The following is a 23321-nucleotide window of genomic DNA, read 5'->3' on the forward strand; positions in this document are numbered from 1 at the left end:
TTCCGGAGCGTTGGCGTGGGGCGGGGACACGCAGGAGGGTCCCCGCAGGACGAGCGCGCAACCGGAGCCGCCTGGCCGCGACACCCCGCACGCGCCGAGCCGAGGAGACCCTCGTGCGGGGCACCACCCCACCCCCCGACACCGCCCAGCCGCGCAGCGAACCCGCAGGGGCATGACGCAGCCCGAACCGCACCACCCCACCAAGCCCCCCCCGCAGGGGTGCGGAAAGGGGCCGGGGTGCAGCAGCACCCCGATACCGCCGAGCCCCCCGCAGGGGACACCGCATAGCCTCCCACCCGAAGACCCCGCACCACCCCGCCCACCGCTCCGGAGGAGCCATGGCCACACCCGTCCACGCCACAACGGCGGCCGCAGTCACCACCCTCACCCTCGACTCCCCGGGCAACCGCAACGCCCTCTCCGCCGAGCTCGTCGCAGCACTCCGTACCGCCCTCGCCGCAGCCGCCGCGGACCCGGCCGTCCGCGCCGTCGTCCTCACCCACACCGGCTCCACGTTCTGTTCCGGCGCCGACCTCAAGTCCCCCTCCGCCCCCGCCGACTTCGTGGCCCTGCTCCGCGAGATCGCCGAGCTGCCCCAGCCCGTCGTCGCCCGCGTCACCGGCCACGTCCGCGCCGGCGGCCTCGGCCTGCTCGGCGTCTGCGACATCGCCGCCGCCGGCCCGCAGTCCTCGTACGCCTTCACCGAGACCCACCTGGGCGTCGTCCCCGCCGTCATCTCCGCGCCGCTCCTGCCCCGCCTCGACCCGCGCGCCGCCTCCCGCTACTTCCTGACCGCCGAGGCGTTCGACGCCGCCGAGGCCGCACGGATCGGCCTGCTCACCCTGCACGGGGAGGACGTGGACGAGACCCTGGCGCCCGTCCTCGCGGGCCTGCGCAAGGCCGGCCCGCAGGCGCTCGCCGCGACCAAGCGACTGGTCACCGCACCCGTACGCGCGGCCCTCGCCCAGGACGGCGCCGCCCTCACCGAACTGTCCGCGCACCACTTCGCCTCCGCCGAGGCCCGCGAGGGCATCACCGCACGCTTCGAGCGCCGGGACCCGTCATGGGCACGGTGACCGGCGGCGCCACGGGCGCGACCGGCACGGCAGCCGCCGCCACCGGCCCCAAGCAGGCGCGCAGCCGCGTCACCCGCCGCCACCTCCTGGAGGCGGCCGTGTCCTGCCTGGCCGAGCACGGCTGGGCCGGTTCCACCGTGTCCGTCGTCGCCGAACGCGCCGGCGTCTCCCGTGGAGCCGCCCAGCACCACTTCCCGACCCGTGAGGACCTGTTCACCGCCGCCGTCGAGTACGTCGCCGAGGAACGCTCCACCGCCCTGCGCGACCTCTTCCACGCCGGCCCGGCCGCCCGCCCGGCCGTCGTGGAGGCGCTGGTGGACCTGTACACGGGCGCCCTCTTCCGGGCCGCGCTCCAGCTGTGGGTCGCTGCCTCCAACGAGGAGCAACTGCGCCCGCGGGTCACCGAACTGGAGGCCCGGGTCGGCCGCGAGACCCACCGCATCGCCGTCGAGCTGCTGGGCGCGGACGAGTCCGTACCGGGCGTACGGGAGACCGTGCAGGGCCTCCTCGACATGGCCCGCGGCCTGGGGCTGGCCAACGTCCTGACCGACGACGCAGCCCGCCGGGCCCGTGTCGTGGCCCAGTGGTCGCGCATCCTCGACGCCGCTCTCGGCTGAGCCCCCTCAGCCGAGAGCGGACCCGAACACGGACCCGGACACGGACGCCAGCACCATCGCGAGGGACACCCCCATCAGCCCGAACAGGTCGTAGTGCCGCCACGGCGCCCGCCGGGCGGCCTGCGCGGTGGCGGCCCGGGACGGCTCCCGCGGGTCGTACAGCACCTCCACCGCGTCCCCCTCACACGTCCCCGGAGGGCAGTCGCCCTCGCGCGCCAGATACGTGCGGGTGCGCCCGTCGGGCGTCGGGTAGCGCAGCGTGAGCCGGGCCGGGCCGCCCTCCGTGGGCCGCTGCACGGCGGAGCAGCGGGCCCGTACGGCGACCCCGCGCCGGCGCAGCACCAGGCGCCGCCGCAGCGCGAGCACGGCGAACAGCAGCGCCCCGAGGCCGAGGACGAGGTACGGGATCTTGCTCACGGGTGCTCCGGCGGACGGCATCGGTTCGGACGGCATCAGTTCGGACGGCAGGGGTGCGGGGAAACGCGGCGGGGGCGCCGCGCCCGGAGGAGTCCGGGGCACGGCGCCCCCGCGGTGGCGGGCGGCCGGGCCGGTCAGGCGGTCTCGGCGATGTCCGCGTAGCCCTCGATCTCCTGCGGGTCGCGCCGGCCCGGGCCCGTGTAGCGGGCCGACGGGCGCACCAGACGGCCCGTGCGCTTCTGCTCCAGGATGTGCGCCGACCAGCCGGCGGTACGGGCGCAGCTGAACATGGAGGTGAACATGTGCGCCGGGACCTCCGCGAAGTCCAGCATGATCGCGGCCCAGAACTCCACGTTCGTGGCGAGCACCCGGTCGGGGCGACGCGCGTGCAGCTCCTCCAGGGCGGCCTTCTCCAGCGCGGCGGCCACCTCGTAGCGCGGCGCGTCCAGCTCCTTGGCCGTGCGCCGCAGCACGCGGGCGCGCGGGTCCTCGGCGCGGTAGACGCGGTGCCCGAAGCCCATCAGGCGCTCGCCCTTGTCGAGGGCCTTCTTCACGTAGGCGACGGCGTCGCCGGTGCGCTCGATCTCCTCGATCATGCCGAGCACGCGGGAGGGCGCACCGCCGTGCAGCGGGCCCGACATCGCTCCCACCGCGCCGGACAGCGCCGCGGCGACGTCCGCACCGGTCGACGCGATCACCCGCGCGGTGAACGTGGAGGCGTTCATGCCGTGCTCGGCGGCGGAGGTCCAGTACGCGTCGACGGCCTTGACGTGCTTCGGGTCCGGCTCGCCCCGCCAGCGGATCATGAACCGCTCGACGACGGACTCCGCCTTGTCGATCTCGCGCTGCGGAACCATGGGCAGGCCCTGGCCGCGGGCCGACTGGGCGACGTACGACAGCGCCATCACGGCCGCGCGCGCCAGGTCGTCGCGGGCGGTCTGCACGTCGATGTCCAGCAGCGGTTTCAGACCCCACACGGGCGCGAGCATCGCGAGGGCGGACTGCACGTCGACCCGGATGTCACCGGAGTGGACCGGGATGGGGAAGGGCTCCGCGGCCGGCAGGCCGGGGTTGAAAGCACCGTCGACCAGCAGGCCCCAGACGTTCCCGAAGGAGACGTGGCCGACGAGGTCTTCGATGTCGACGCCCCGGTAGCGGAGCGATCCGCCTTCCTTGTCGGGTTCGGCGATCTCCGTCTCGAACGCGACGACCCCTTCGAGCCCGGGTACGAAGTCGGACATCAGGCGGCTCCTCAGATAGTGCGAACACGCGCGGCTCCCGGCGTGACTCGCGGTCCGGCGCGGTCATCCCCGTTGATGCCCGGCACGGCCGATGGTCACCCGTGCGGGGGCCTTCGGACCGGCCCCAAGATTTTGGCCGCTGCGCCCCGACTGCGGAAGCGTGACATACGGCACACCGTCGCCGATCCACGTGCGGCAGGATGGCTGACGTGACCGATCAGGACATTGACCCCGCAATGATGCGCAAGCAGTACCGCTCGGAGATCGTCCACGAGGAGAGCCTCGCCGAGGACCCCATGGAGCAGTTCGCCCGGTGGTTCCAGCAGGCGGCCGACTCGCACCTCTTCGAACCGAACGCCATGGTCGTCTCGACGGCCACCCCCGACGGACGGCCCAGCTCGCGCACGGTGCTGCTGAAGCAGTTCGACAGCCGGGGCTTCGTGTTCTTCACCAACTACGGGTCCCGCAAGGGCCGGGAGCTCGCGCAGAACCCGCAGGTCGCGCTGCTCTTCCCCTGGCACCCCATCGCCCGCCAGGTGATCGTCACCGGTACGGCGTCCCGCATCGGCCGTGACGAGACGGCGGCGTACTTCCGGTCGCGCCCGCACGGCTCGCAGCTGGGTGCCTGGGCGAGCGAGCAGTCGAGCGTGATCGGCTCGCGCGCGGAGCTGGACAGCCGCTACGCCGAGCTCGCGGAGCGCTATCCGGAGGGCGAGCAGGTCCCGGTCCCGCCGGAGTGGGGCGGGCTGCGGGTGGTGCCGCAGGAGATCGAGTTCTGGCAGGGCCACGAGAACCGGCTGCACGACCGCCTCCACTACGTGCTGGAGGGCGAGAAGTGGCGCCTGGAACGGCTCTGCCCGTAGCCGCGGGAAAAACAGACGACCCGCGGGCTCGGGTTCCTCTCCTGCAGTGAGAGGAGCCGGCCGGACGTTACCGGCGAGCCCGCGGGTCGGGTGACTGCTTGGGATTGGCGCCGGGCGATCCGCCGGGCACCGCACTGGGTGCGCTACTGACGACGGGCCCTAGCCCGCAGCCACCTCACGCGTCCGGTTTCCGTACATTGCGGGAACCACCTCCCTTCTCGTGTAAGTCAGAGCCTAGGCAGGCACCGCGACCGCCACAACCGTTTTATTTTTCGCTCCCCGTGAGTGACGGTGCGGCCGCCCTCCGCGCGCGGATCCTCCTCACCGCGTGGCCTTCCGCTCCGGCTCGACCGGATTTCGTGTCCCCAATCCGACGAAAGCGGTGTGGTGTGGGTCACGTTCGAGTTCAATGATCTGACGTGCCGCATACGCGAACACCTGCTGGGGGTTCCAGGTGAGTGCTTCCGGACGTGACGAGACCGCCGACGATCTGCTCGCCGCGCTGTTGGACGGGATGGACGCCGCGCTGTGCGCCTTCGATTCCGACGGGGTGATCACCCACTGGAACCGGGAGGCCGAGCGGATCCTGGGCTGGTCGGCCGGGGAGGCCGTGGGGCGCAAGGGGTTCGAGGGGTGGGCGGTGCGGGCCGCCGACGCGCAGGACGTGCAGGACCGGCTGATGTCCGCCCAGCACGTGCCCGGGCGCCAGGTCCACGAGTTCGCGCTCCTCACCAAGGACGGCGGGCGGGTCCTCGTACGGACGCAGTCCGCCGGGGTGCCGGGCGCGGACGGCTCGCCCGCGGGGGTCTACTGCGCCTTCAGCGAGGTGCACGCGCAGATCGACCTGGAGCGGTCCATCGCGCTCAGCGAGGCCCTGATGGACGACGCCTCCTGGGGGGTCGTCCTCGTCGACGTCGACCTGCGGCCCGCCGTGGTCAACACCCACGCCGCACGAGCCTTCGGGACCGGCCGCACCGCCCTGCTCGGCCGTCCCCTCGGGGAGCTGCTGACCCAGGGGGTGGAGGAGCTGGAGGGCGCGCTCCAACACGTGCTCGCGGAGGGGGCGCCGCCGGCGCCCGTCGAGATGTGGGTGTCGGTGCGCACGGCGGAGGGCGTGCGGCGCCGGTGCTGGCGGTGCGGGTTCCTGCGGCTGGCCTCGCCGCTCGCGGAGGAACCGGTGCCGCTGGGCGTCGGCTGGCTGATCCAGGACGTCACCGAGGCCCGGCAGGAGCAGCTCGACGCCGCGCAGGCGCGGTTCCGGTCCCACCAGCTGCACCGGGCGGGGCGGGCCGCCGCCGAGTGCGAGGATCCGGCGGAGGCGGCCGCCGTACGCCTGGACTTCGCGCTCGCCGGCTTCGCCGAGCACGCGCTGCTCGACGTACTGGCCTCCGCGGCCGGTTCCGACCGGCGCAGGCTCGTACGGTGCGCCGCGTCGCCGCCCGCGCTGCCGGCGGCCGGGTCGATCCCCGTGCGGTACGCGGCCGGGCACCCGGCGCTGCAGGCGCTGGACCGGATCGGCTCGGTGCGCACGAGCGCCCCGCGCGGTGAGGCGGACGCGGAGTGGGCGCGGGCCCGGCAGTGGCCCGAGGGCGCGGCGCACGTGCTGTGCACGGTGCTGCGCAGCCGGGGGCGGACCCTGGGCGCGCTGACGTTCCTGCGCGGGCCCTCGCGGGTGGCGTTCGAGCGCGCGGACGCCGCGTACGCGGAGGAGGTCGCGGCCCGGGTCGCGGCGGACCTGGACCTGGCGGACCTGGACCCGGCGGCGCGCCCGCCGGGCCGCTGACCGGTCCCGGGTCGGCCCCGGGTCGGTGCCGGTGGGCGCCGGCCAGTGGTGGCCAGTCCCGGCCAGTGCCGGTCGGGGCCGGTCAGTGGCGGAAGAAGATCCGGTCGCCGTACTCCTGCATGACGCGGCCGTTCCACTCGTGGCCGCCGTCGACGTTGCCCGAGCGCAGCAGCGGGGGCTCCAGGCCGCGGGCGGCGAGTTCCCCGGCCGCCGTCGCCATGACCGCCTGCATGATCGCGCTGGTGACGACGGTGGAGGCGGGGGCGAACGGGGCGTCGATGCCGTCGATGCTGAGTTCGGCGTCACCGACGGCGATCTTGCTGTCGAGGACGACGTCGCAGTGGTCCTTGAGGAAGGTGCCGGAGGCGTGCCGGGAACGGGTGTCGGTGGCGTAGGCGACCGAGGTGACGCCGATGACCTTGAGGCCGATGGCGCGGGCGTTCATGGCCATCTCGACCGGCAGGGCGTTGCGCCCGGACAGGGAGATGATCACGAGGACGTCGCCGTCGGAGGCGGGGCTGCTGTCGAGGACGGCTCCGGCGAGGCCGTCGACCCGTTCCAGGGCGCTGCCCAGGGTGGCGGGCATGACGTCGACGCCGGCGGTGCCGGGGACGGCGAGGAAGTTCATCAGGGCCAGGCCGCCGGCCCGGTAGACGACGTCCTGGGCGGGCAGCGAGGAGTGTCCGGCGCCGAAGGCGAAGAGGCGGTTGCCGGCGGCGACGGCGTCGGCGACGAGGGTGCCGGCCTCGGCGATGTGCGGGGCCTCCTCGTTCCGTACCCGCTCCAGCAGGCCGATGGCGGCGTCGAAGAACTGACCGGCCAGCTTGCTCTCGCTCATACGCCGAAGGCCCTTCCAGAGGTGGGGTGCGTCCGTGTCCGCCGCTCACCGTGCGGTCTGGACCAAGGGCGTGTCAATACGGGCGTCAATCCCGTGTGGGAAAGGGCCGGGACAGGTACGGGACGGGTCTTGACCCCTGGGCACGGGACGGTTGTCGGCCTGATGCGTCAGAATTGGGGACAGGGCCAGCGCACGCAATCCGAGGGGCACGAATGTCCGGACTGATCGATACCACGGAGATGTATCTCCGCACCATCCTCGAGCTGGAAGAGGAAGGCGTGGTGCCCATGCGCGCCCGGATCGCCGAGAGGCTGGACCAGAGCGGGCCGACGGTGAGCCAGACGGTGGCGCGCATGGAGCGCGACGGCCTGGTGGCCGTCGCCACCGACCGGCACCTGGAGCTGACGGACGAGGGCCGGCGGCTGGCGACGCGCGTGATGCGCAAGCACCGGCTCGCCGAGTGCCTGCTCGTCGACGTCATCGGGCTGGAGTGGGAGCAGGTCCACGCCGAGGCCTGCCGGTGGGAGCACGTGATGAGCGAGGCGGTGGAGCGGCGGGTGCTGGAGCTGCTGCGCCACCCGACCGAGTCGCCGTACGGGAACCCGATCCCGGGGCTGGAGGAGCTGGGGGAGAAGGCCGAGGCGGAGCCGTTCCTGGAGGACGGCATGATCAGCCTGGCCGAGCTGGACCCGGGCACCGAGGGCAAGACGGTGGTCGTGCGGCGGATCGGTGAGCCGATCCAGACGGACGCCCAGCTGATGTACACGCTGCGCCGTGCGGGTGTGCAGCCCGGCTCGGTGGTGAGCGTGACCGAGTCGCCGGGCGGTGTGCTGGTGGGCAGTGGCGGTGAGGCCGCCGAGCTCGAGGCGGAGATCGCTTCGCACGTGTTCGTGGCGAAGCGCTGACCTCGTCGACTTCGTCGACCGTGTCGACCCGGTAGGTCCTCGTCGGCCTCGAAGGGTCCCCAGCCGTACGGATCGGTCCTCGGTAGTGGTCGGTCCCGGCGCCTTGCGGCGCCGGGACCGGTCCTCCCCTGTGTGACCTGGAGCCCCGAGCTCTCAAGGTCGTCCCCTCGGACCGTCTTCCCCGAGCGGCCCGCCTCCCTGTTGAAAGGATCTCCATCGGCAGGGGCGGCCAATCCTTGAGCAAGGTCACTCGAAAGAGCGGTGTTGTGGGCGGGAACCCCGTTTTCGAATGGGGGTTCGATAGGCTGGCGGGGAGCGAAGGGGGTGCATCTGCGGTGGTACAGCGCATCGATGTGACAGGGGCCGAGGGCGTCCGGCTGGCCGCCTGGCAGTTCCGAGAACCGGTCCCCGAAGCAGACCCCCGCCCCGGCGTGCTGTTACTGCACGGGCTGATGGGCCGCGCCTCCCACTGGGCCGGTACCGCCCACTGGCTCGGTGAACGCCGCCGCGTCGTCGCCCTGGACCAGCGCGGCCACGGCCACAGCGACCGCCCGCCCGACGGCGGCGCCCCGCACACCACCCTGGGCCGCGAGGCCTTCGTGGCCGACGCCGAGGCCGCCGTGGAACAGCTCGGCCTCGCCCCCGTCACCCTGATCGGCCACTCCATGGGAGCGCTCACGGCCTGGCAGCTCGCCGCCCGCCGCCCCGACCTGGTGGCGGCCCTCGTCATCTGCGACATGCGCGCCTCGGCACTCGGCGCGGCCTCCCAGCGTGAATGGGAGGACTGGTTCCACCTCTGGCCCCTGCCCTTCCCCACCCAGGACGCGGCCCGCCGCTGGTTCGGCGAGGACGATCCCCGCGTGGAGCGCCCCGACCCCGGTCGCGGCGCCTTCTTCGCCGAGGTCATGCACGAGGCCCCGGACGGCTGGCGGCCGCTCTTCTCCCGCCGCCAGATGCTGACCGCCCGCGAGACGTGGGTCCACGACGCGCACTGGGAGGAGCTGGCGCAGGTCCGCTGCCCGACCCTCGTGGTCCGCGGCCTGGACGGCGAACTGGGCCGCGCAGAGGCCCAGGAGATGGTCCGCGTCCTCCCCGCCGGCCGGTACGCGGAGATCCCCGACGCCGGCCACTACCTCCACTACGACCAGCCGACGGCCTGGCGCGCCGCCCTGGAGCCCTTCCTGGACGACATCCCGGCCCCCACCCCCTGATCCCTGCGACCTCGGCCCCCACCGGGCGTGTCAGCGGGATGTCAGCGGGCTGTCCGGGGGGTGTCAGGAGGGCGGGACATGGTTTCCACGTCGCCAGGAAAACCCCTGAGAAACGAGGAAACCCGTGAACGCCGTCGCCGCCCTGCAGCTCCTGATCGCCCTCGCCTTCCTGAGCATCCCGCTCGTCCGCAGCCGCTACGGCAGCCGCGCCCAGGCCGCCGTCGAGGCCGAGCTGGGGCGTCAGGGGGTGCGGACGACCATCATGGCCGAGAACGGCATGCGCCTCGACGCCGGAGGCCACGAGACCTGGGCGCCCGTCGGGATCGCCACCGCCCTGGCCGTGCCCGCCGTCCTCGCCCTCGCCGGCAACTCCTCGGCCGACACGCTCACCTGGATCATCCAGCCGCTGGTCGTCCTCGTGAACTGCGTGATCCTCTACTCCAACCTGACCGCCGTGCCGTCCGTCAGCGCGGCCTTCGCCAAGTCCGACGACGCCGAACTCCGGCGCATCGACGTGCGGTCCATGCTCCGCGCCGCCGAGCAGGGCTTCCCCCGCTGGGTGATGCCGTACCTGCAGAACATCCGCCACGGCATCGTGTTCGCCGGATCCGCCGCCGCGCTGCTCCTGCTCGCCGCCCGCTGAACCCGCGGTCCCCGTACCGCCTCCCGCCTCCCGCGCCCCGAGTCGCCGCACGGCGACGCCCGGGGCAACGGGTGTTCGTCAGCCCTTGCTGACCGCCAGCAGGATCTCCGGGAGCTTGCGCGACACCGTCGGGGCCGCCAGCCGCAGGCCCGCCCAGGTGGCCAGCCAGCCCCAGAGCACGCCGACCGGGAGCACGACCCAGGACATGTCCCGGTGTTCGGCCATGTTCAGCCAGATCGCCAGGGCGATCACCGGCGCGCACACCAGCGCCGACGCCAGCATTCCGCCGGCGATGCCGCCCCAGGCGAGCCCGGCCTGCCCCGGAGCGACGTTCTTGAAGGCGCCGTCCGTCGGGATGGAGTACGCGAAGCGGGCCGAGGCCAGCGCCCCCGTGCAGAGCATCGAACCGAGCAGGGCCAGGGCCACGCCCACCCCCGCCGGGAAGGCCTGCCAGTCGTCCACCAGGGCGGCGGTGACCGCCGTGACGAGGACCGTGTACGGGACGGTGACCAGGGCCAGCGCGGCAGCGCGGGCGCGCAGCTCGACGTACGCGTCACGGGCGTTGGAGATGGTCTGCGCGACCATCCAGAACGCCGAGGTGTCCTGCCCGAACTGGTTGTACATCTGCACGCCGAGCATGCCCGCGCCGAAGCAGCCGAGGTACACCGATCCGGCGCCCTGCAGCGCGTTGAAGACGGGCACGATCGCGCCGATCGCCAGCGCGGTCACCGTGGCGGACTTCGTCTTCGGGTCGCGCACGAGGTAGCGCAGGCTGCGCTGCATGGAGGCGCCCGTACGGCCGCCCGGCATCAGCGACCAGAAGCCGCGGCCGGCGCCACCGCGGTCCTTGACCGGACCGGAGGCCGCGATCGTCGAACCGTCCGGGGTGACCATCAGCTTGGTCAGGCTGCGCTCCCAGGACCACAGCAGGAGAGCCACGGCGGCCACGGTCAGCACCAGCTGGGCCGCCGCCCGCCCGTACGCGCCCTCGCCCACGGAGTCCACCATCCCGACGGCGGTCGCCGGCGGCAGCCACTGCACCACCGCCACGACGGGCTCCAGCTTCGCAAGCCCGCCGGCCTGGAAGAGGCTCTGGCTGGCGAAGTTGGCCAGCTGCGCGCCCACCGCGATCACCAGGCCGCTCAGCAGCGCCAGGTCGCGCCCCTTGCGGCTGGTCAGCAGGCGTACGTTGGCCGTCGCCACGGCCCGGGCGAGGGTCACGCAGCCGAGCAGCAGGAGCGGTACGGCCACCACGGCCGCCACCGCGCCGGCGGCGCCGCGCGCGACGGCTATCACCGAGCCGATCGCCAGGCACAGCGTGAACAGCGGCCCGATGCCGACGAGCGAGGTCACGAGCAGGGCCCGTACGAGGGGACGCGGGCGCAGCGGCAGCATCACCAGCCGGCTCGGGTCCAGGGTCTCGTCCCCGGTGGGGAAGAAGAGCGGCATGAAGGCCCAGCCGAGCGCCAGGACCGCGGCCAGCAGGACCACGACGGTGCCCGCGTGCGCGTGGCCGTGCAACAGGCCCAGGCCGAGGGTCATGAAGAAGCCGACCACGAGCGCGAAGGCCAGCGACGAGAAGTAGGCGGCCTTGCGCTTCGAGGAGCCCTTCAGCCCGTTGCGCAGCAGGGACAGCTTGATGCGGAGGAAGATCGGGGTCAGCGCGGCCGGCGCGGCCGGCGCGGCGGAGCGCGCCGTTCCCGTGACGGTCCCGGCGGCGCCGGAGGCCCCGGCGGAGGCGGCGGGCGCGCTCATCGCGCGACCGTCCCGGACGCCCCGGAGTCGCCGGCGGTCCCGGCGGTCCCGCCGAGCCAGTCCAGCGCGTCCCCGGCCGTGTTCCGCCCGTGCGCGCCGACCAGTTCGAGGAAGGCGGCCTGGAGGGAGGGCGCGGAGCCCCGTACCTCGGCCAGGGGGCCCGAGGCGCGGATGCGGCCGGCGGCCATCACGGCCACCCAGTCGCACAGCGACTCGACGAGCTCCATCACGTGGGAGGAGAAGACGACCGTGGCACCGGAGGCGGTGTAGCGTTCCAGCACTCCGCGGATGGTCTGCGCCGACACCGGGTCGACGCCCTCGAACGGCTCGTCCAGGAAGAGCACTTCGGGGTTGTGCAGCAGGGCCGCCGCCAGGCCGATCTTCTTGCGCATGCCGGTCGAGTAGTCGACGACCAGTTTGTGCTGCGAACCGGCGAGGTCGAGGATGTCCAGCAGCTGTGTGGCCCGCTTGTCGGTCTCCTCGCCCGGCAGTCCGCGCAAACGCCCCATGTAGCCGAGCAGTTCGCGTCCCGACAGCCGCTCGAAGAGCCGCAGCCCCTCGGGCAGCACGCCGATCCGCGCCTTCACCTCGGTCGGGTCGGCCCACACGTCGTGCCCCGCGACCAGGACCCGCCCCATGTCGGGGCGCAGCAGCCCCGTCACCATGGACAGCGTGGTCGTCTTGCCCGCGCCGTTCGGCCCCACCAGGCCGATGAACTTCCCCGCGGGCAGATCCAGATCGATGCCGCCGACGGCCACCTGCTCGCCGAACCGCTTCCACAGACCTTCCACGCGCACGGCGGAGGGCGCGGTTCGCGCGCCGTCCGTCCCGTACGTTCCACCCGTCGCATCGCCCTGGTCCGGCATGCGCCCGCCTCTCGTCACACGTCCCCGTTTGGTCGTTCTCTCCTCACGATAGGAGGAGGGGGAGAGGCCTCATCAGTTACTTATGTCATGAGTTTCCGGGCGCGATCTCACAAGGCCGGGCCCCTGCGGTCCCGCCGGAACCACGTCACCCCTGGCGCCGCTTGCGTTCGGCCGCGGCCTCGCTGCCGCACGCGTACGCCAGTGCGTCGATCAGCTCCTCCGTGTCCGGCAGCCACCGGTTCGCGGGGGTGGGGCGGCGCGCCCACTGCACCGCGCCCCGGCCGCCGAAGCGGGTGGGCGGGGCGGCCACGTACTCGCCCTCGCCGCGGGCGGTCAGGTCGATCGCGGACGGCGTCCACCCCAGCTTGCGCACGAGGTCGGGGACCTTGACGCCGGCGCCGGGCAGCACGAAGAACAGCATCCGGTGGTCGGGCGTCAGCGTGACCGGCCCGAGGGTGCGCTGCATGCGCTCCAGCCGGGCCAGCGCCAGGAAGCCGGCCGAGTCCGGCACGTCCAGCGCGTCGAAGCTCCGGCCCGTCGGCAGCAGGATCGACGCCTGCGGGTTCTTCCCCCAGACCCGGCGCACCTGCACCGCGCTGCCGGTGGCGTGCGACGCCCAGTCCTTCACGGCCGCGTGCGCGCCGGGCGCCGGGCAGTCCTCGGCCCCGCAGGAGCACAGCTCGCGGCCGTCCCCGGGCTCCAACCAGGTGCCGGCGAAGACATCCCAGTGCCGTTCTTCCGCGTACCGCACGGCATGGTCCAGCAGCTGCTCGCCGCGCTGCTTGGGGATGGGTGCGGTCTCCGTGACTGCCATGGTCTCTTCCACGCCCATCACAACTGCCCGGGTCACCCGGGGTTACGGGGGTAAACCCGCCCGCGGGCGGAGCATCGATCCTGCATACGGGGCGCACTGATGCATGTGTGGGGGCGCGTAGGAGGCCGGGGCGCTGTTGCTGGGTAGCGACACGACGCAGAGCGGAAGATTCTCCGCACATCAGGCGGGAAGTGATCATTCCAACGGATCACCCGCGGTCAGCAGGGGGTTTTCATGGCAGCCAGGCCTCTCGTCGCCCGCCAGCCGAACGAACGGCTGCAGGCGCTCATCCAGGAAGCCGGGTGCTCCAACGCCGGGCTCGCCCGGCGCGTGAACATGTGCGGGGCCGAACACGGCCTCGATCTGCGCTACGACAAGACCTCCGTGGCCCGCTGGCTGCGCGGCCAGCAGCCGCGCGGCCGGGCCCCCGGCATCATCGCCGAGGCGCTCGGGCGCAAACTAGGCCGGACCGTCACCATCGACGAGATCGGCATGGCCAACGGCAAGAACCTCGCCTCCGGCGTCGGCCTGCAGTTCTCCCCGACCGTCGTCGGCGCGATCGAGCAGGTCTGCGAGCTGTGGCGCAGCGACGTCGGCCGCCGCGACTTCCTCGCCGGCTCCAGCGTGGCCGCCTCGGCGCTCGTCGAGCCGAGCCGCGACTGGCTGATCACCGGCGCCGACACCCAGGTGGCGCGCAACGGCGGCGCGCGCGTCGGCATGTCGGACGTGGAGGCGGTACGGGCGACCACCGAGGCCCTCAAGGAACTGGACCACCGCTTCGGCAGCGGGCACGTACGGCCGGTGGTCGTGCACTACCTCAACTCGGTGGTGTCGGGGCTGATCGGCGGCTCCTACCGGGAGTCCGTCGGGCGGGCCCTGTTCGCGGCGGTGGCCCGGCTGACGGAGCTGGCGGGCTACATGGCGGTCGACACGGGCCAGCCGGGCCTGGCGCAGCGCTACTACATCCAGGCGCTGCGGCTGGCCCAGGCGGCCGGGGACCGCGCGTACGGGGGCTACGTACTGGCGGCGTCCATGAGCCACCTCGCGGCGGAGCTCGGGAACCCGCGGGAGATCGCGCAGTTGGCGCGGGCCGCGCAGGAGGGGACCCGCGGGCAGGTCACCCCGCGGGTCGAGGCCATGTACTACGCCGCCGAGGCGCGCGGGCACGCGCTGCTGGGCGACGGCCGGGCGACGGGGGTGCTGTCCGCGCGGGCGCTGAGCGCGCTGGAGCGGGCGGCGCCGGAGTCGGGCGACGACCCGGTGTGGATCCGCCACTTCGACGAGGCGTACCTCGCGGACGAGCTGGCCCACTGCCACCGCGACCTGGGGCAGGCGGACGCGGCGGCCCGGCAGGCCGAGGAGGCCCTGCGCCTCCTCCCGGCGGGCAAGGCGCGCCGCCGGGCCATCGGGCTGCTGCTGCTGGCGGCGGCGCGGGTGCAGCAGCGGGAGGTGGAACAGGCCTGCCAGACGGCCCTGCAGGCGGCGGACCTGCTGGAGGGGCTGCGCTCGAACCGGGGGGCGGAGTACCTGGAGGACTTCAGGACGCGGCTGGAGCCGTACCGGGAGGAAGCGGCGGTACGGGAGTTCGCCGCGCGGGTCGCCTAGGCGGTGCCCGGCCGACCCGGGGGCCGGGCCCGTACCCGTCCGCGGCGCCGCTGCGGGGGCGCCGCGGACGGGCCGCCGCGCCCCCGCGCACGGGAAGGGCCGGTTCCCGGGTCACGGGTGGTCTCACGGTGGCGGTGCGTGACCGGGTAGCGTGGCCGGGGTTCCGTACGGTCGGGCGAGTCGGAGAAGGAGTCCCGGTGACGCAGAGCGGACAAGGGGGCGCCCCACAGCCGGGCACTCCGTGGGATCCGGACCCGGCGTCCGGGTATCCGGCGTACCCGGAGCAGCAGCACCAGCCCCAGCAGCAGCAGGCCCAGCCCGGTGCCGCCTACGGGTACCCGCAGGCCTACCCGGCGGCGGAGGCCTCGCCCGGTCACGTGGTCGGACCCGGCTACGACGGGCCCGGCGCACCGCACGGCTACGGCTATCCGCCGCTGCCCGAGGCCGTCACCCAGTACATACCGCCCGTGCCGGCCGATCCCGCGGCCCCCGCGCACGCGGAGGCGGCGACCCAGTACATCGCGCCCGTTCCCGCGTATCCCGCGCAGCCCGGGCACCCCGGGCACGAAGAGGCAGCGACCCAGTTCATACCGCCCGTGCCGGCCGGTCCCGCGGCTCCCGCGCACGCGGAGGCGGCGACGCAGTACATCCCGCCGGTGCCCGCGGGCCCCGGGGCGCCGGGTGCTCCCGCCGCCTCCGGCGTCGAAGGGTTCGACAACCTCTTCCGCGGCGACGACTCCGCCGGGCACACCCAGCACCTGCCGCCCGTGCAGGAACCCGTACTGCGGGGCCGGCCGCCGCAGCGGCCCTACCCGCCGCGCGCGCAGGCCCCCGTACCCCCGCAGGCGCACCAGCAACACCCGCACCAGCAGCACGCGCAGCACCCGCAGCAGCAGTACGCCCCGCCCCCGCCGGCGGAGCCCTCCCGCAAGGTCTCGCCCGCGATCATCGGCGCCGTCGTCATCGGCCTCGCCGTCGTCGGCCTCGGCGTCGGCACGCTGCTCCCCGACGGCAAGCCCCAGAACAACGACCCCGGCGCCGTGCCCGCCGCACCGGCCGCGAGCGGCGGCTCGGCCGCGCCCGGCGAGGCCCCGGTCGACCCGGCCCGCCCGCAGGCCGTCCAGCTGGACAAGCTCCTCGCGGACAGCAACGACAGCCGGGCCGCGGTGATCAAGGCCGTGGAGGACATCAAGACCTGCGCCAACCTCGACCAGGCGGCCTCGGACCTGCGCGACGCGGCCCGCCAGCGCGAGGAACTCATCACCCGGCTGCAGGAGTTGAAGGTCGACAAGCTGCCCGACCACGCCAAGCTGTCGGCCGCGCTGAACAAGGCCTGGCAGGCCTCGGCGGACGCCGACAACAGCTACGCCGCGTGGGCCGACGACGTCGACGACGACAAGTGCAAGGACGGCAAGGCCAAGGCCACCAAGAACGCCTCCGACGGCAACAGGTCGAGCGGCGAGGCGACCAAGGCGAAGGAATCGGCCGCGTCCCTGTGGAACACGATCGCGGCCAAGTACGGACTGACCAAGCGCGACAAGTCCCAGCTCTGAGCCGCACCCGGTGCCGCACCCGGTGCCGGTGCCGGTGCCTGTGCCGGTACCGGGTGCCGGTGTCGGGTCCGGTCACCGGCGCCTCTGCCGGCACCGGTGACCGGCACCCGCCCGCGCTCAGGCCGTGCGCGGGGCCTGTACCAGCGTCGGGGTCATGTCCAGGCTCTTCTCGCCGGGCTGCGCCACGAGGCGCCCGGACTGGACGATCTGGAAGGTGACCTGGCCGTTGACGATGCGGGGGAAGCCGGCGACGGCGCGCATGTCCTGGTAGCGCCAGCTCAGGTCCGGGGTGAGGCCGCCGGTCTTCACCGGCTGGGACTCGTTCAGCGACCGCTTGACCTTGCGGGCGTCGACGTCCTCGCCCTCCTCGAAGCGCTTCACGATCTCGCCCAGCACCGTGTACGCGATCCAGGTGGTCTGCGCCCCGCTGTCGTCGGGGTCGACGGTGTCGTCGCCGAAGGCGAAGTCGGTGACGACCTTGCGCATGGGCTCCCAGACGGGATCGGAGGCCACCGGGTACCAGCTCGTGATGTACGCGCCCTCGAAGGGGCTCTCCCGGCCGCCCGTGCGGTCCACCAGGGACTGGCTGACGCTGCCCAGCACGGAGGAGATCTGCGGCTTCTTGCGCTGTGGTTCGGTGCGGCGGAAGGCGTCGAAGAACGTCTCGGTGCGCTCGCCGAGGACCGCGGTCACGCAGCCCTTCTCCTTCTCCTTCTCCTTGCCGGTTCCGCTGGTGTGCGCCAGGGCCTCACTGGCCTGCGGCTTGAAGTCGGCGGAGTCCTCGGCGGCCCGGATGTCGGCGGCGTCGGCCATCTTGTTGGCCCGCAGGCCGGCGTTGAGCAGGACCGGCAGGGTGTCGCCGGCGATGGTGTCGGGGCGGACCAGCGCCACCTGGTCGCAGACGCGTCCCAGCTGGTGGCCGGCGCCGGCGATCAGGACGGACTGGCCGCCGTTGACCGGGTAGGAGAGCGGGGACTGGAACTCCTCGGAGGAGACGCCGTAGCCGCCGATGAAGGGGATGCCCTCCGCCTCCAGCGGGGCCATGAAGGCGCGTCCGTGCTGGCTGTAGGAGCCGACGACGGCGACGGCCTTCTCCGCGACCGCCTTGCGGGCGCAGTCGGCGGCGCCGCTGGGCGTGTTCTTCTCGTTGCAGGTCAATACGCGTAGTTTGTGCCCGTTGATCCCGCCCTTGGCGTTCACCCAGCGCTCGTAGGCCTTGGCCATTCCGGTCATCCCGGGCATGTTCGTGGCGCCGGTCCCCTCCGGGGCGAAGGTCATGACGGTGATGGTTCCCCCGGAGCCCCCCGAGCCGCCGGGGAGCGTCCCGCACCCGGCCACGAGGCACGCACCCATCGCCGTGGCCACGACGGTGCGGGAGAGGGACGCTGCGCGTCGCGAGATGGTCATGTCCACGCACCATTCCGCCCCACCGGTAACTGTCGAGTGAGATGGACACAACATCGGGTGACGCCGAGGTGAATTGCGGGGGCGCGGTCGCTTGCAGGCGCCTCAAGATCGCAATGAACAGGAACGTACGATCGAAAGCGTGACATTCGCCCAAGGTTCGAAGAACTCTTCCAAACGCGGCGGCCGCTCCTCCACCATGGGCGGCATGCCCCTGAACGACATGCCGTGGTGGCGCTGGCGCAGCAACGTGCGCTCGGCGCTGCACATGCTTTCCGATCCGGCCTTCCACGAGGACACCTGGCTGGCCGGCGACGAAGGGTACGGCGACGTCACCGACGCCGTGTACCGGCTCGTCGAGGACACGTGGCTCGACAGCTGGTCGGCCGAGAAGTACGTCGGCACGATCTTCCGCGACTCGCAGGAGGCGGCCCTCGTCGACCTGGCCGTGCTGCGCGTGCTCCGGATCCTCCACCAGGTCGGCCCCGACGCCCCCGTATCGGTCTACCTGGAACACCACGCGTGGCCCGAGGCGGTCCGTGCCGCGCGCGAGGCGCACGTACGGCTCGCGCAGGCCGACGGCGACGACCCGGACGTGCGGCCCACCTCGCTGGAAGTCCTGAGGATCCTGACCCGCGCGGTGTGAAAGGCTGTGCGGTCATGAGCGACCCGCACAACGAGGCCCAGGCCCAGCAGCAGCCCCAGTACGTCCTGACCGTGTCCTGCCCCGACAAGCAGGGCATCGTGCACGCCGTGTCGAGCTACCTGTTCATGACCGGCTGCAACATCGTGGACAGCCAGCAGTTCGGAGACCGGGAGACCGGGCTCTTCTTCATGCGGGTGCACTTCGAGGCCGAGCCTGCGGTGACGGTGGAGAAACTGCGGGCGAGCTTCGCCGCCATCGGCGAGTCCTTCAAGATGGACTGGCAGATCCACCGCTCCGAGGAGCGCATGCGGATCGTCCTGATGGTGTCCAAGTTCGGGCACTGCCTCAACGACCTGCTGTTCCGCTCGCGGATCGGGGCCCTGCCGGTCGAGATCGCGGCCGTGGTCTCCAACCACACCGACTTCGCCGAGCTGGTCGCCTCCTACGAGGTGCCGTTCGTGCACATCCCGGTGACGAAGGACACCAAGGCGCAGGCCGAGGCGCAGCTGCTGGAACTCGTACGCGCCGAGAACGTCGAGCTGGTGGTGCTGGCGCGGTACATGCAGGTGCTGTCGGACACCCTCTGCAAGGAACTGAGCGGGCGGATCATCAACATCCACCACTCGTTCCTGCCGAGCTTCAAGGGCGCGAAGCCGTACCACCAGGCGCACGCGCGCGGTGTGAAGCTGATCGGCGCGACCGCGCACTACGTGACCGCCGACCTCGACGAGGGGCCGATCATCGAGCAGGAGGTCGAGCGGGTGGGCCACGAGGTCACCCCGGACCAGCTGGTGGCCGTCGGCCGCGACGTGGAGTGCCAGGCGCTCGCGCGCGCGGTGAAGTGGCACAGCGAGCACCGCGTCCTGCTGAACGGCTCCCGCACGGTGGTCTTCGCCTGACGGACGCCGCGCGCGCCCGTGCCCGGGCCGGCCGTGACCGGCGGCTGCCGACCGCAGCCCGCAGCTCCCGCCCGTGCTGACCGGCCCGGGGCCTGCGGCCGGTGGTCGGTGGCCCGGGGCTTGCGGCTCGAGGCCCGTGGCCCGCGGTCGGTGGCTCGGGGCCCGTGGCCCGGGCCTGCGGTCGGCGGGTCGGGCCCGCGGGGCGTCGGCCGTCCGGGCCCGCGTCCTCGGGCGCGAGGGGCTCACGCCGGCCGCCGGGGCCAGGGGTGTGCCCGTGCTGCCGGCCGGGTCGGCCAGGGGCGTCGGCCGGTGACCGCGCCGGCCGCAGACCGGTCTGCGCACGGCCGGCGGTTCGCCCCGGCCGGGGCCAGGGCCGTGGTGTGCCGGGCGCGGGACGGCGGGGCCTGCCCCGGTCCCGGTGCTCGTCGCCGGCCGGTCGCACGGCAGCACCCGGTGGAGCCGCCTGTCCGTCACCGCTGTGCGGGCGGCGTGGCGTAGGGGGGCCACCAAGTCCGTGCGAGCTCGCCGCAGGCGTCAGGCGCGGGGCGGTCCAGCCGGTCGGTGCGAGCTCGCCGCAGGCGTCACGCGTCGGGCGCCTCCACACCGCAGTACCCCGCGAACGCCGCCAGGATCTCGTCCTCCGAGATGCGGCCGTCGCCGTCGGTGTCGAGGCCGCGCGCCACCTGCTCGGCGAGCTCGGACGCGGTGCCGAGGACGCGCAGCACCCGGGCCGCGGCCGTCGGCGTCGCGCCGAGGCCGTCCTCGTCCGCCACCGCGATCACGGCCCGCAGGAACGGCCGGGCGATCTCCGCGAACCGCTGCGGGTTGTCGCGCAGCCGCTTGGCCGCGCCGGTGATGAACTCCTCGCGGGACACCCGCTGGTCCCCGTCGACGTCCGCGATCCCGGCCATGCCCTGCCAGAACGCCTCGGCGCCGCCGAAGACGGCCTGGCCCTTCTCCGACCGTGCTGCGGTACCGAATTCGGCCAGGACGGCCTTCGCGGCCGCGCTGAAGTCCTCCCGGTCGATGAAGCCGGACCCGTCCTGGTCGAAGGTGGCGAATCGGGCGGCGATCTTGCGCTCGTATTCTGCGCTGTCCATATGCGGCGTTCCACCTTCACGTGTGCGTGGGGTTCAGATCAAGACAAGGCAGGAGCGTAAGCCCTCGGTGGCCTGCACGTTAAGCGAAGCGGTCAAGCAGGCGGCCGCATCGAACCCGCGCACGGGGAGCGCGGTGGGGCGCGTACGTGTGTGCCCATGTGCCCTCGGCCACACCACCGTTCACGCCCTGCGACGCCCCTATCACGCAGGGCCCACTTCGGAAGGGAGCTTCGTCCAAAACAGGCGCGATCGGCCATGTGCCCACTACATTCGATGCGTCGACACACGGCTGGGGGCACTTATGCCGAAGGACGTACCACCGCGGTGGGACCGCCGCATGCAGCAGCGCCTCGCCCGCGGCGAGGCCGCCGCGCTCGGTGAGCTCTACGACCGCTTCGCCTCGCTCGTGCACAGCCTGGCGCACCGCGTGCTGGGCGACGAGAAGGCGGCGGACCGGGTCACCCGCGAGGTCTTCGGCTACATCTGGGAGAACCCGGACGCCTACGACCCCAAGCAGGGCTCCATGCGCTCCTGGGTCGCCCGGATCACCCAGGGCCAGGCCGTCGCCCGGCTGCGCCAGGCCGAACTGGGCCGGGGCTCCCGCGAGGAACTGGAACAGAAGGTGCGCAGCGCCAACGCCGCCGCCCGCGCGGACTACATCGTCACCTCCATGCCCGCGCCGCTGCGGGCCGCGCTCGAACTCGCGTACTTCAAGCGGCGCGACTACCGCCAGGCGGCCGCCGACCTCCAGATCAGCGAGGACGAGGCGCGCCGCAGGCTGCGCCTCGGGCTCCAACTGCTGTCGACCGCCAACGCCCTCCCGCAGGAGGACACCGCCCAGCCCGGTTACGGCCCGCGCGAATACGGAACACCCCGATGAACGGCCCCGCCCAGTCGCCCGACGACGGATACGAGCGTCCCGGCGGCCGGGCGCGGATACCGGGCCCGCGCGGGGCCGCCGACGACCTCGACCCGGGACACGCACCGCGCCCGCTGCCGCTGCCCGCGCAGCCGTCGGCGCCGCCGTCACCGCCGCCCTCGCACGCCGTGCTGAAGTCCCTGCTCGGCGCGTGGGCGCTGGCCGCCTGCTCGGCCGAGGAGACCCGGGCCGTCGAGGACCACCTCACCGAGTGCGCACCCTGCGCGGAGGAGGCGCTGCGGCTGCGCGACGCGGTCGGACTGCTGCACCCGGAGGAGACCCTCGACCTCAAACCGCTGCTGCGCTCGCGGGTCCTGGAGGACTGCCTCGGCAAGCGGCCGGCCCGTATCCCGGTGCCGGTGTGGGCGAGCCCGTACGACACCGAGACCGCACGGCTCGACGCCCTGCTGCAGGACTTCGGCGACTCCGAGTGGCACACCCCGGTGCGCCTGAAGTGGTTCGAGGAGGAGCGGAGCCGGTCGCACCGGACCACGGTCGCGGGCGTGATCGGTCACCTGATGACCGTCGACGGGCTGATCGCCACCGCGCTCGGGCTGGACGACCCGCTCGGCCCGGAGGCGCCGCCGGGCGGCCCGACCGTACGGACGGAGTACTTCTGGGGCGCGTCCGCGTACCCGACGACCCGACAGGTGCGCGAGCCGTGGCGGGAACAGGGCCACACCCTCGTCCGTACGGTGTCCTTCGCGGGGCGCGGCGTCGCCGAACTCGCCGTGGACTACGGCGGTTTCGCACTGCCGCTCGGTGACGCCTTCCTGGAGCGGGCCTTCGAGTGCTGGGTGCACGCGTGGGACATCGCGGATGCGGTGGACTACCCGTACGAGCCGCCCTCCGGGCCGCACCTGCACGGGATGATCGACCTGGCGGCACGACTGCTGCCGAGCGCGCTGGCGCAGCGCCGCCGCGCTGGCCTTGCGGCCCCGGCGCGCGGCCTGGTCGCGGCGGGAGCACCCGGGCGGACCCTGCACCTGGAGATCGAGGGCGCGGGTGGCGGCGGCTGGGACATCGCGCTGGACTCGCCGGGAGCGAAGCCGTCGCCGGAACGCACGGTGGCCGAGATCGCCCTGGACGGCATCGAGTTCTGCCAGCTCGCCGCCGGCCACATCTCCCCGGAAGACGTGGCCGCGGGCCAGCACGGCGACCGCGAAGCGATCCGCGACGTCCTGTTCGCGGCGGCGTCCCTGAGCCGCCTGTAGGGGCGTACGGTCCCCACCCGCCGGGCGCCTTCACCCCCGCGGCCCCGGCCCCCGCACCCCGCGGCCGTGCGCGGCGGGGTCGGAGCACGGCGGAAGCCGGCGGGGCGGGGGCGGGACGCGCGGGGTGGTGTGGGGAGCGGTGTTGCGGAGGGGCGGAACGCGGCAGCAGAACGGCGGCTTCGGGTGGGCAGGACACGCTCGGGCGGGAGTCAGTGACGTTCTGGGGGTTTTTCCGTCTGTCCGATGGTTTTCCGGGTCGTGCCGGTCCCTCAAGGGCGCTCCTGCGTCGCGTCGCGTTGCGATGGCCTGCGGCCACCCTTGACCGCCCGTCCCGCCCCGGAACTGCAAGGACCGGCGGAAAACCCCAAAAGAACGAGCCGGGCGACGAGAGGCCATCGGGGCGGTGTCCAGCGCGAGCAAAGCCAGGAGCGCCCCAAATCGCTACGCGCTCCTGCCTGACGGCGTCCGCAGGCCCCGTGGGCTGGTCATAAGCCGCCATCGATCGCTACGCGCTTCTCGATCACGCGTCCGCAGCCCGTCCGGGGTTGTTCATAGGCCGCAGAGGCCCGAATCGCCCCTGTGGGCGGCGTCTGCGGGCGGTCCGGGGGAGGAAAGGCTTCGGATGACGGCTGAGGCGAACCCCATCCGTGTCTGCGCGAGTGCGAGCCTCGGAGAGTCGTCAGTTTGCACTAATTGCCCACCTTTGGATGGGTGGTTGAGAAGTCACCCTGGCGTTGTCGGGGGTTGAGATCGGCTGGGCCGATGGATCGCCCTTCCGCCCCTCGAATCCGCCCCTCCCAGCCCCTGACGACCGCCGGACGCGGTCAGGGCGAAGCGCGTAGCGATCGATGGCGGCTTATGCCCAGCCCAAGAGGCTGGCGGACGCCGTCTTGCAGGAGCGCGTAGCGATTTGGGGCGTGCCGGGCTCCTGCCCGCGCATCGCTGATGTGGC

21 protein-coding genes are annotated in these 23321 nt (G+C 73.3%); 13 read left to right on the forward strand and 8 right to left on the reverse strand.

The annotated features are described in order from the left end of the window. Positions 1-338: 338 nt before the first annotated feature. Together AB0O53_RS14555 and AB0O53_RS14560 are read left to right on the forward strand one after the other, a co-directional pair. Complete coding sequence (locus AB0O53_RS14555; RefSeq protein WP_350994621.1) at positions 339-1076, forward strand: enoyl-CoA hydratase family protein; 738 nt, start codon at positions 339-341, stop codon at positions 1074-1076. After that, the gene (locus AB0O53_RS14560) at positions 1064-1693 is read left to right on the forward strand and encodes a TetR/AcrR family transcriptional regulator (RefSeq protein ID WP_350994619.1); all 630 of its coding nucleotides are present in this window, start codon (positions 1064-1066) and stop codon (positions 1691-1693) included. Before AB0O53_RS14555 ends, AB0O53_RS14560 begins: the two co-directional genes overlap by 13 nt. Positions 1694-1699: 6 nt before the next feature. On the opposite strand, the gene AB0O53_RS14565 is transcribed toward AB0O53_RS14560, so the two are convergent. Continuing rightward, positions 1700-2110, reverse strand: coding sequence for a DUF3592 domain-containing protein (locus AB0O53_RS14565; RefSeq protein WP_365195732.1), 411 nt, complete (start codon positions 2108-2110; stop codon positions 1700-1702). A 134-nt stretch (positions 2111-2244) separates the two neighbouring features. Next, positions 2245-3351 carry a citrate synthase 2 gene (locus tag AB0O53_RS14570; RefSeq protein WP_030964724.1) on the reverse strand — a complete coding sequence of 369 codons (1107 nt, stop codon included), beginning with the start codon at positions 3349-3351 and terminating at the stop codon, positions 2245-2247. Positions 3352-3551: 200 nt separating this feature from the next. On the opposite strand from AB0O53_RS14570, the gene pdxH reads away from it, so the two are divergent. Both pdxH and AB0O53_RS14580 read left to right on the forward strand, forming a co-directional pair. Then, positions 3552-4214, forward strand: a complete 663-nt coding sequence (pdxH, locus tag AB0O53_RS14575) for a pyridoxamine 5'-phosphate oxidase (RefSeq protein WP_350994615.1) — start codon at positions 3552-3554, stop codon at positions 4212-4214. 454 nt (positions 4215-4668) lie between these two features. Then, the gene (locus AB0O53_RS14580; RefSeq protein ID WP_350994613.1) at positions 4669-5997 is read left to right on the forward strand and encodes a PAS domain-containing protein; all 1329 of its coding nucleotides are present in this window, start codon (positions 4669-4671) and stop codon (positions 5995-5997) included. An 82-nt stretch (positions 5998-6079) separates the two neighbouring features. Here the strand turns inward: AB0O53_RS14580 and AB0O53_RS14585 are convergent, their stop codons facing one another. Continuing rightward, positions 6080-6835: an SIS domain-containing protein gene (locus AB0O53_RS14585; RefSeq protein WP_365195736.1), complete on the reverse strand. Its 756-nt coding sequence runs from the start codon at positions 6833-6835 to the stop codon at positions 6080-6082. A 212-nt stretch (positions 6836-7047) separates the two neighbouring features. On the opposite strand from AB0O53_RS14585, the gene AB0O53_RS14590 reads away from it, so the two are divergent. The 3 genes from AB0O53_RS14590 (at position 7048) to AB0O53_RS14600 (ending at position 9594) form a co-directional block, all read left to right on the forward strand. Continuing rightward, positions 7048-7740: an iron-dependent transcriptional repressor DtxR gene (locus AB0O53_RS14590; RefSeq protein WP_031155227.1), complete on the forward strand. Its 693-nt coding sequence runs from the start codon at positions 7048-7050 to the stop codon at positions 7738-7740. 335 nt (positions 7741-8075) lie between these two features. Further along, the gene (locus AB0O53_RS14595) at positions 8076-8951 is read left to right on the forward strand and encodes an alpha/beta fold hydrolase (RefSeq protein WP_350994608.1); all 876 of its coding nucleotides are present in this window, start codon (positions 8076-8078) and stop codon (positions 8949-8951) included. Between the two features lie 124 nt (positions 8952-9075). After that, positions 9076-9594 (forward strand): hypothetical protein, encoded by a 519-nt coding sequence (locus tag AB0O53_RS14600; RefSeq protein WP_365195740.1) that lies wholly within the window; start codon positions 9076-9078, stop codon positions 9592-9594. Between the two features lie 78 nt (positions 9595-9672). Here AB0O53_RS14600 and AB0O53_RS14605 read toward each other — a convergent pair whose 3' ends face one another. The 3 genes from AB0O53_RS14605 to AB0O53_RS14615 form a co-directional block, all read right to left on the reverse strand. After that, the gene (locus tag AB0O53_RS14605; RefSeq protein ID WP_365195743.1) at positions 9673-11349 is read right to left on the reverse strand and encodes a transporter; all 1677 of its coding nucleotides are present in this window, start codon (positions 11347-11349) and stop codon (positions 9673-9675) included. Next, a complete protein-coding gene (locus AB0O53_RS14610; protein WP_350994603.1) occupies positions 11346-12215 on the reverse strand; it encodes an ABC transporter ATP-binding protein in 870 nt (289 codons plus the stop codon). Before AB0O53_RS14610 ends, AB0O53_RS14605 begins: the two co-directional genes overlap by 4 nt. A gap of 145 nt (positions 12216-12360) precedes the next feature. Continuing rightward, positions 12361-13041, reverse strand: a complete 681-nt coding sequence (locus tag AB0O53_RS14615) for a bifunctional DNA primase/polymerase (protein WP_350994601.1) — start codon at positions 13039-13041, stop codon at positions 12361-12363. Between the two features lie 222 nt (positions 13042-13263). On the opposite strand from AB0O53_RS14615, the gene AB0O53_RS14620 reads away from it, so the two are divergent. Further along, positions 13264-14634 carry an NsdA family TPR-like regulatory protein gene (locus tag AB0O53_RS14620; RefSeq protein ID WP_365195747.1) on the forward strand — a complete coding sequence of 457 codons (1371 nt, stop codon included), beginning with the start codon at positions 13264-13266 and terminating at the stop codon, positions 14632-14634. A 197-nt stretch (positions 14635-14831) separates the two neighbouring features. Next, positions 14832-16187, forward strand: a complete 1356-nt coding sequence (locus tag AB0O53_RS14625) for a ferritin family protein (RefSeq protein WP_365195749.1) — start codon at positions 14832-14834, stop codon at positions 16185-16187. Positions 16188-16304: 117 nt separating this feature from the next. Here the strand turns inward: AB0O53_RS14625 and AB0O53_RS14630 are convergent, their stop codons facing one another. Next, positions 16305-17594, reverse strand: coding sequence for an ABC transporter substrate-binding protein (locus AB0O53_RS14630; RefSeq protein WP_350994595.1), 1290 nt, complete (start codon positions 17592-17594; stop codon positions 16305-16307). Positions 17595-17790: 196 nt separating this feature from the next. On the opposite strand from AB0O53_RS14630, the gene AB0O53_RS14635 reads away from it, so the two are divergent. Beyond that, positions 17791-18237, forward strand: coding sequence for an SCO4402 family protein (locus AB0O53_RS14635; RefSeq protein ID WP_350994674.1), 447 nt, complete (start codon positions 17791-17793; stop codon positions 18235-18237). 14 nt (positions 18238-18251) lie between these two features. After that, positions 18252-19136, forward strand: a complete 885-nt coding sequence (gene purU, locus AB0O53_RS14640) for a formyltetrahydrofolate deformylase (RefSeq protein ID WP_350994594.1) — start codon at positions 18252-18254, stop codon at positions 19134-19136. 581 nt (positions 19137-19717) lie between these two features. Here the strand turns inward: purU and AB0O53_RS14645 are convergent. After that, a complete protein-coding gene (locus tag AB0O53_RS14645; RefSeq protein WP_350994593.1) occupies positions 19718-20236 on the reverse strand; it encodes an EF-hand domain-containing protein in 519 nt (172 codons plus the stop codon). 301 nt (positions 20237-20537) lie between these two features. Between AB0O53_RS14645 and AB0O53_RS14650 the strand changes: the two genes are divergently transcribed. Both AB0O53_RS14650 and AB0O53_RS14655 read left to right on the forward strand, forming a co-directional pair. After that, entirely contained in the window at positions 20538-21116 is a 579-nt protein-coding gene (locus tag AB0O53_RS14650; RefSeq protein ID WP_350994591.1) for a sigma-70 family RNA polymerase sigma factor, read from the forward strand. After that, positions 21113-22369, forward strand: a complete 1257-nt coding sequence (locus AB0O53_RS14655; protein ID WP_350994589.1) for a maleylpyruvate isomerase N-terminal domain-containing protein — start codon at positions 21113-21115, stop codon at positions 22367-22369. Before AB0O53_RS14650 ends, AB0O53_RS14655 begins: the two co-directional genes overlap by 4 nt. Positions 22370-23321 lie beyond the last annotated feature (952 nt).

Source organism: Streptomyces erythrochromogenes (assembly GCF_040684695.1).
GTDB classification, from domain to species: domain Bacteria; phylum Actinomycetota; class Actinomycetes; order Streptomycetales; family Streptomycetaceae; genus Streptomyces; species Streptomyces erythrochromogenes_C.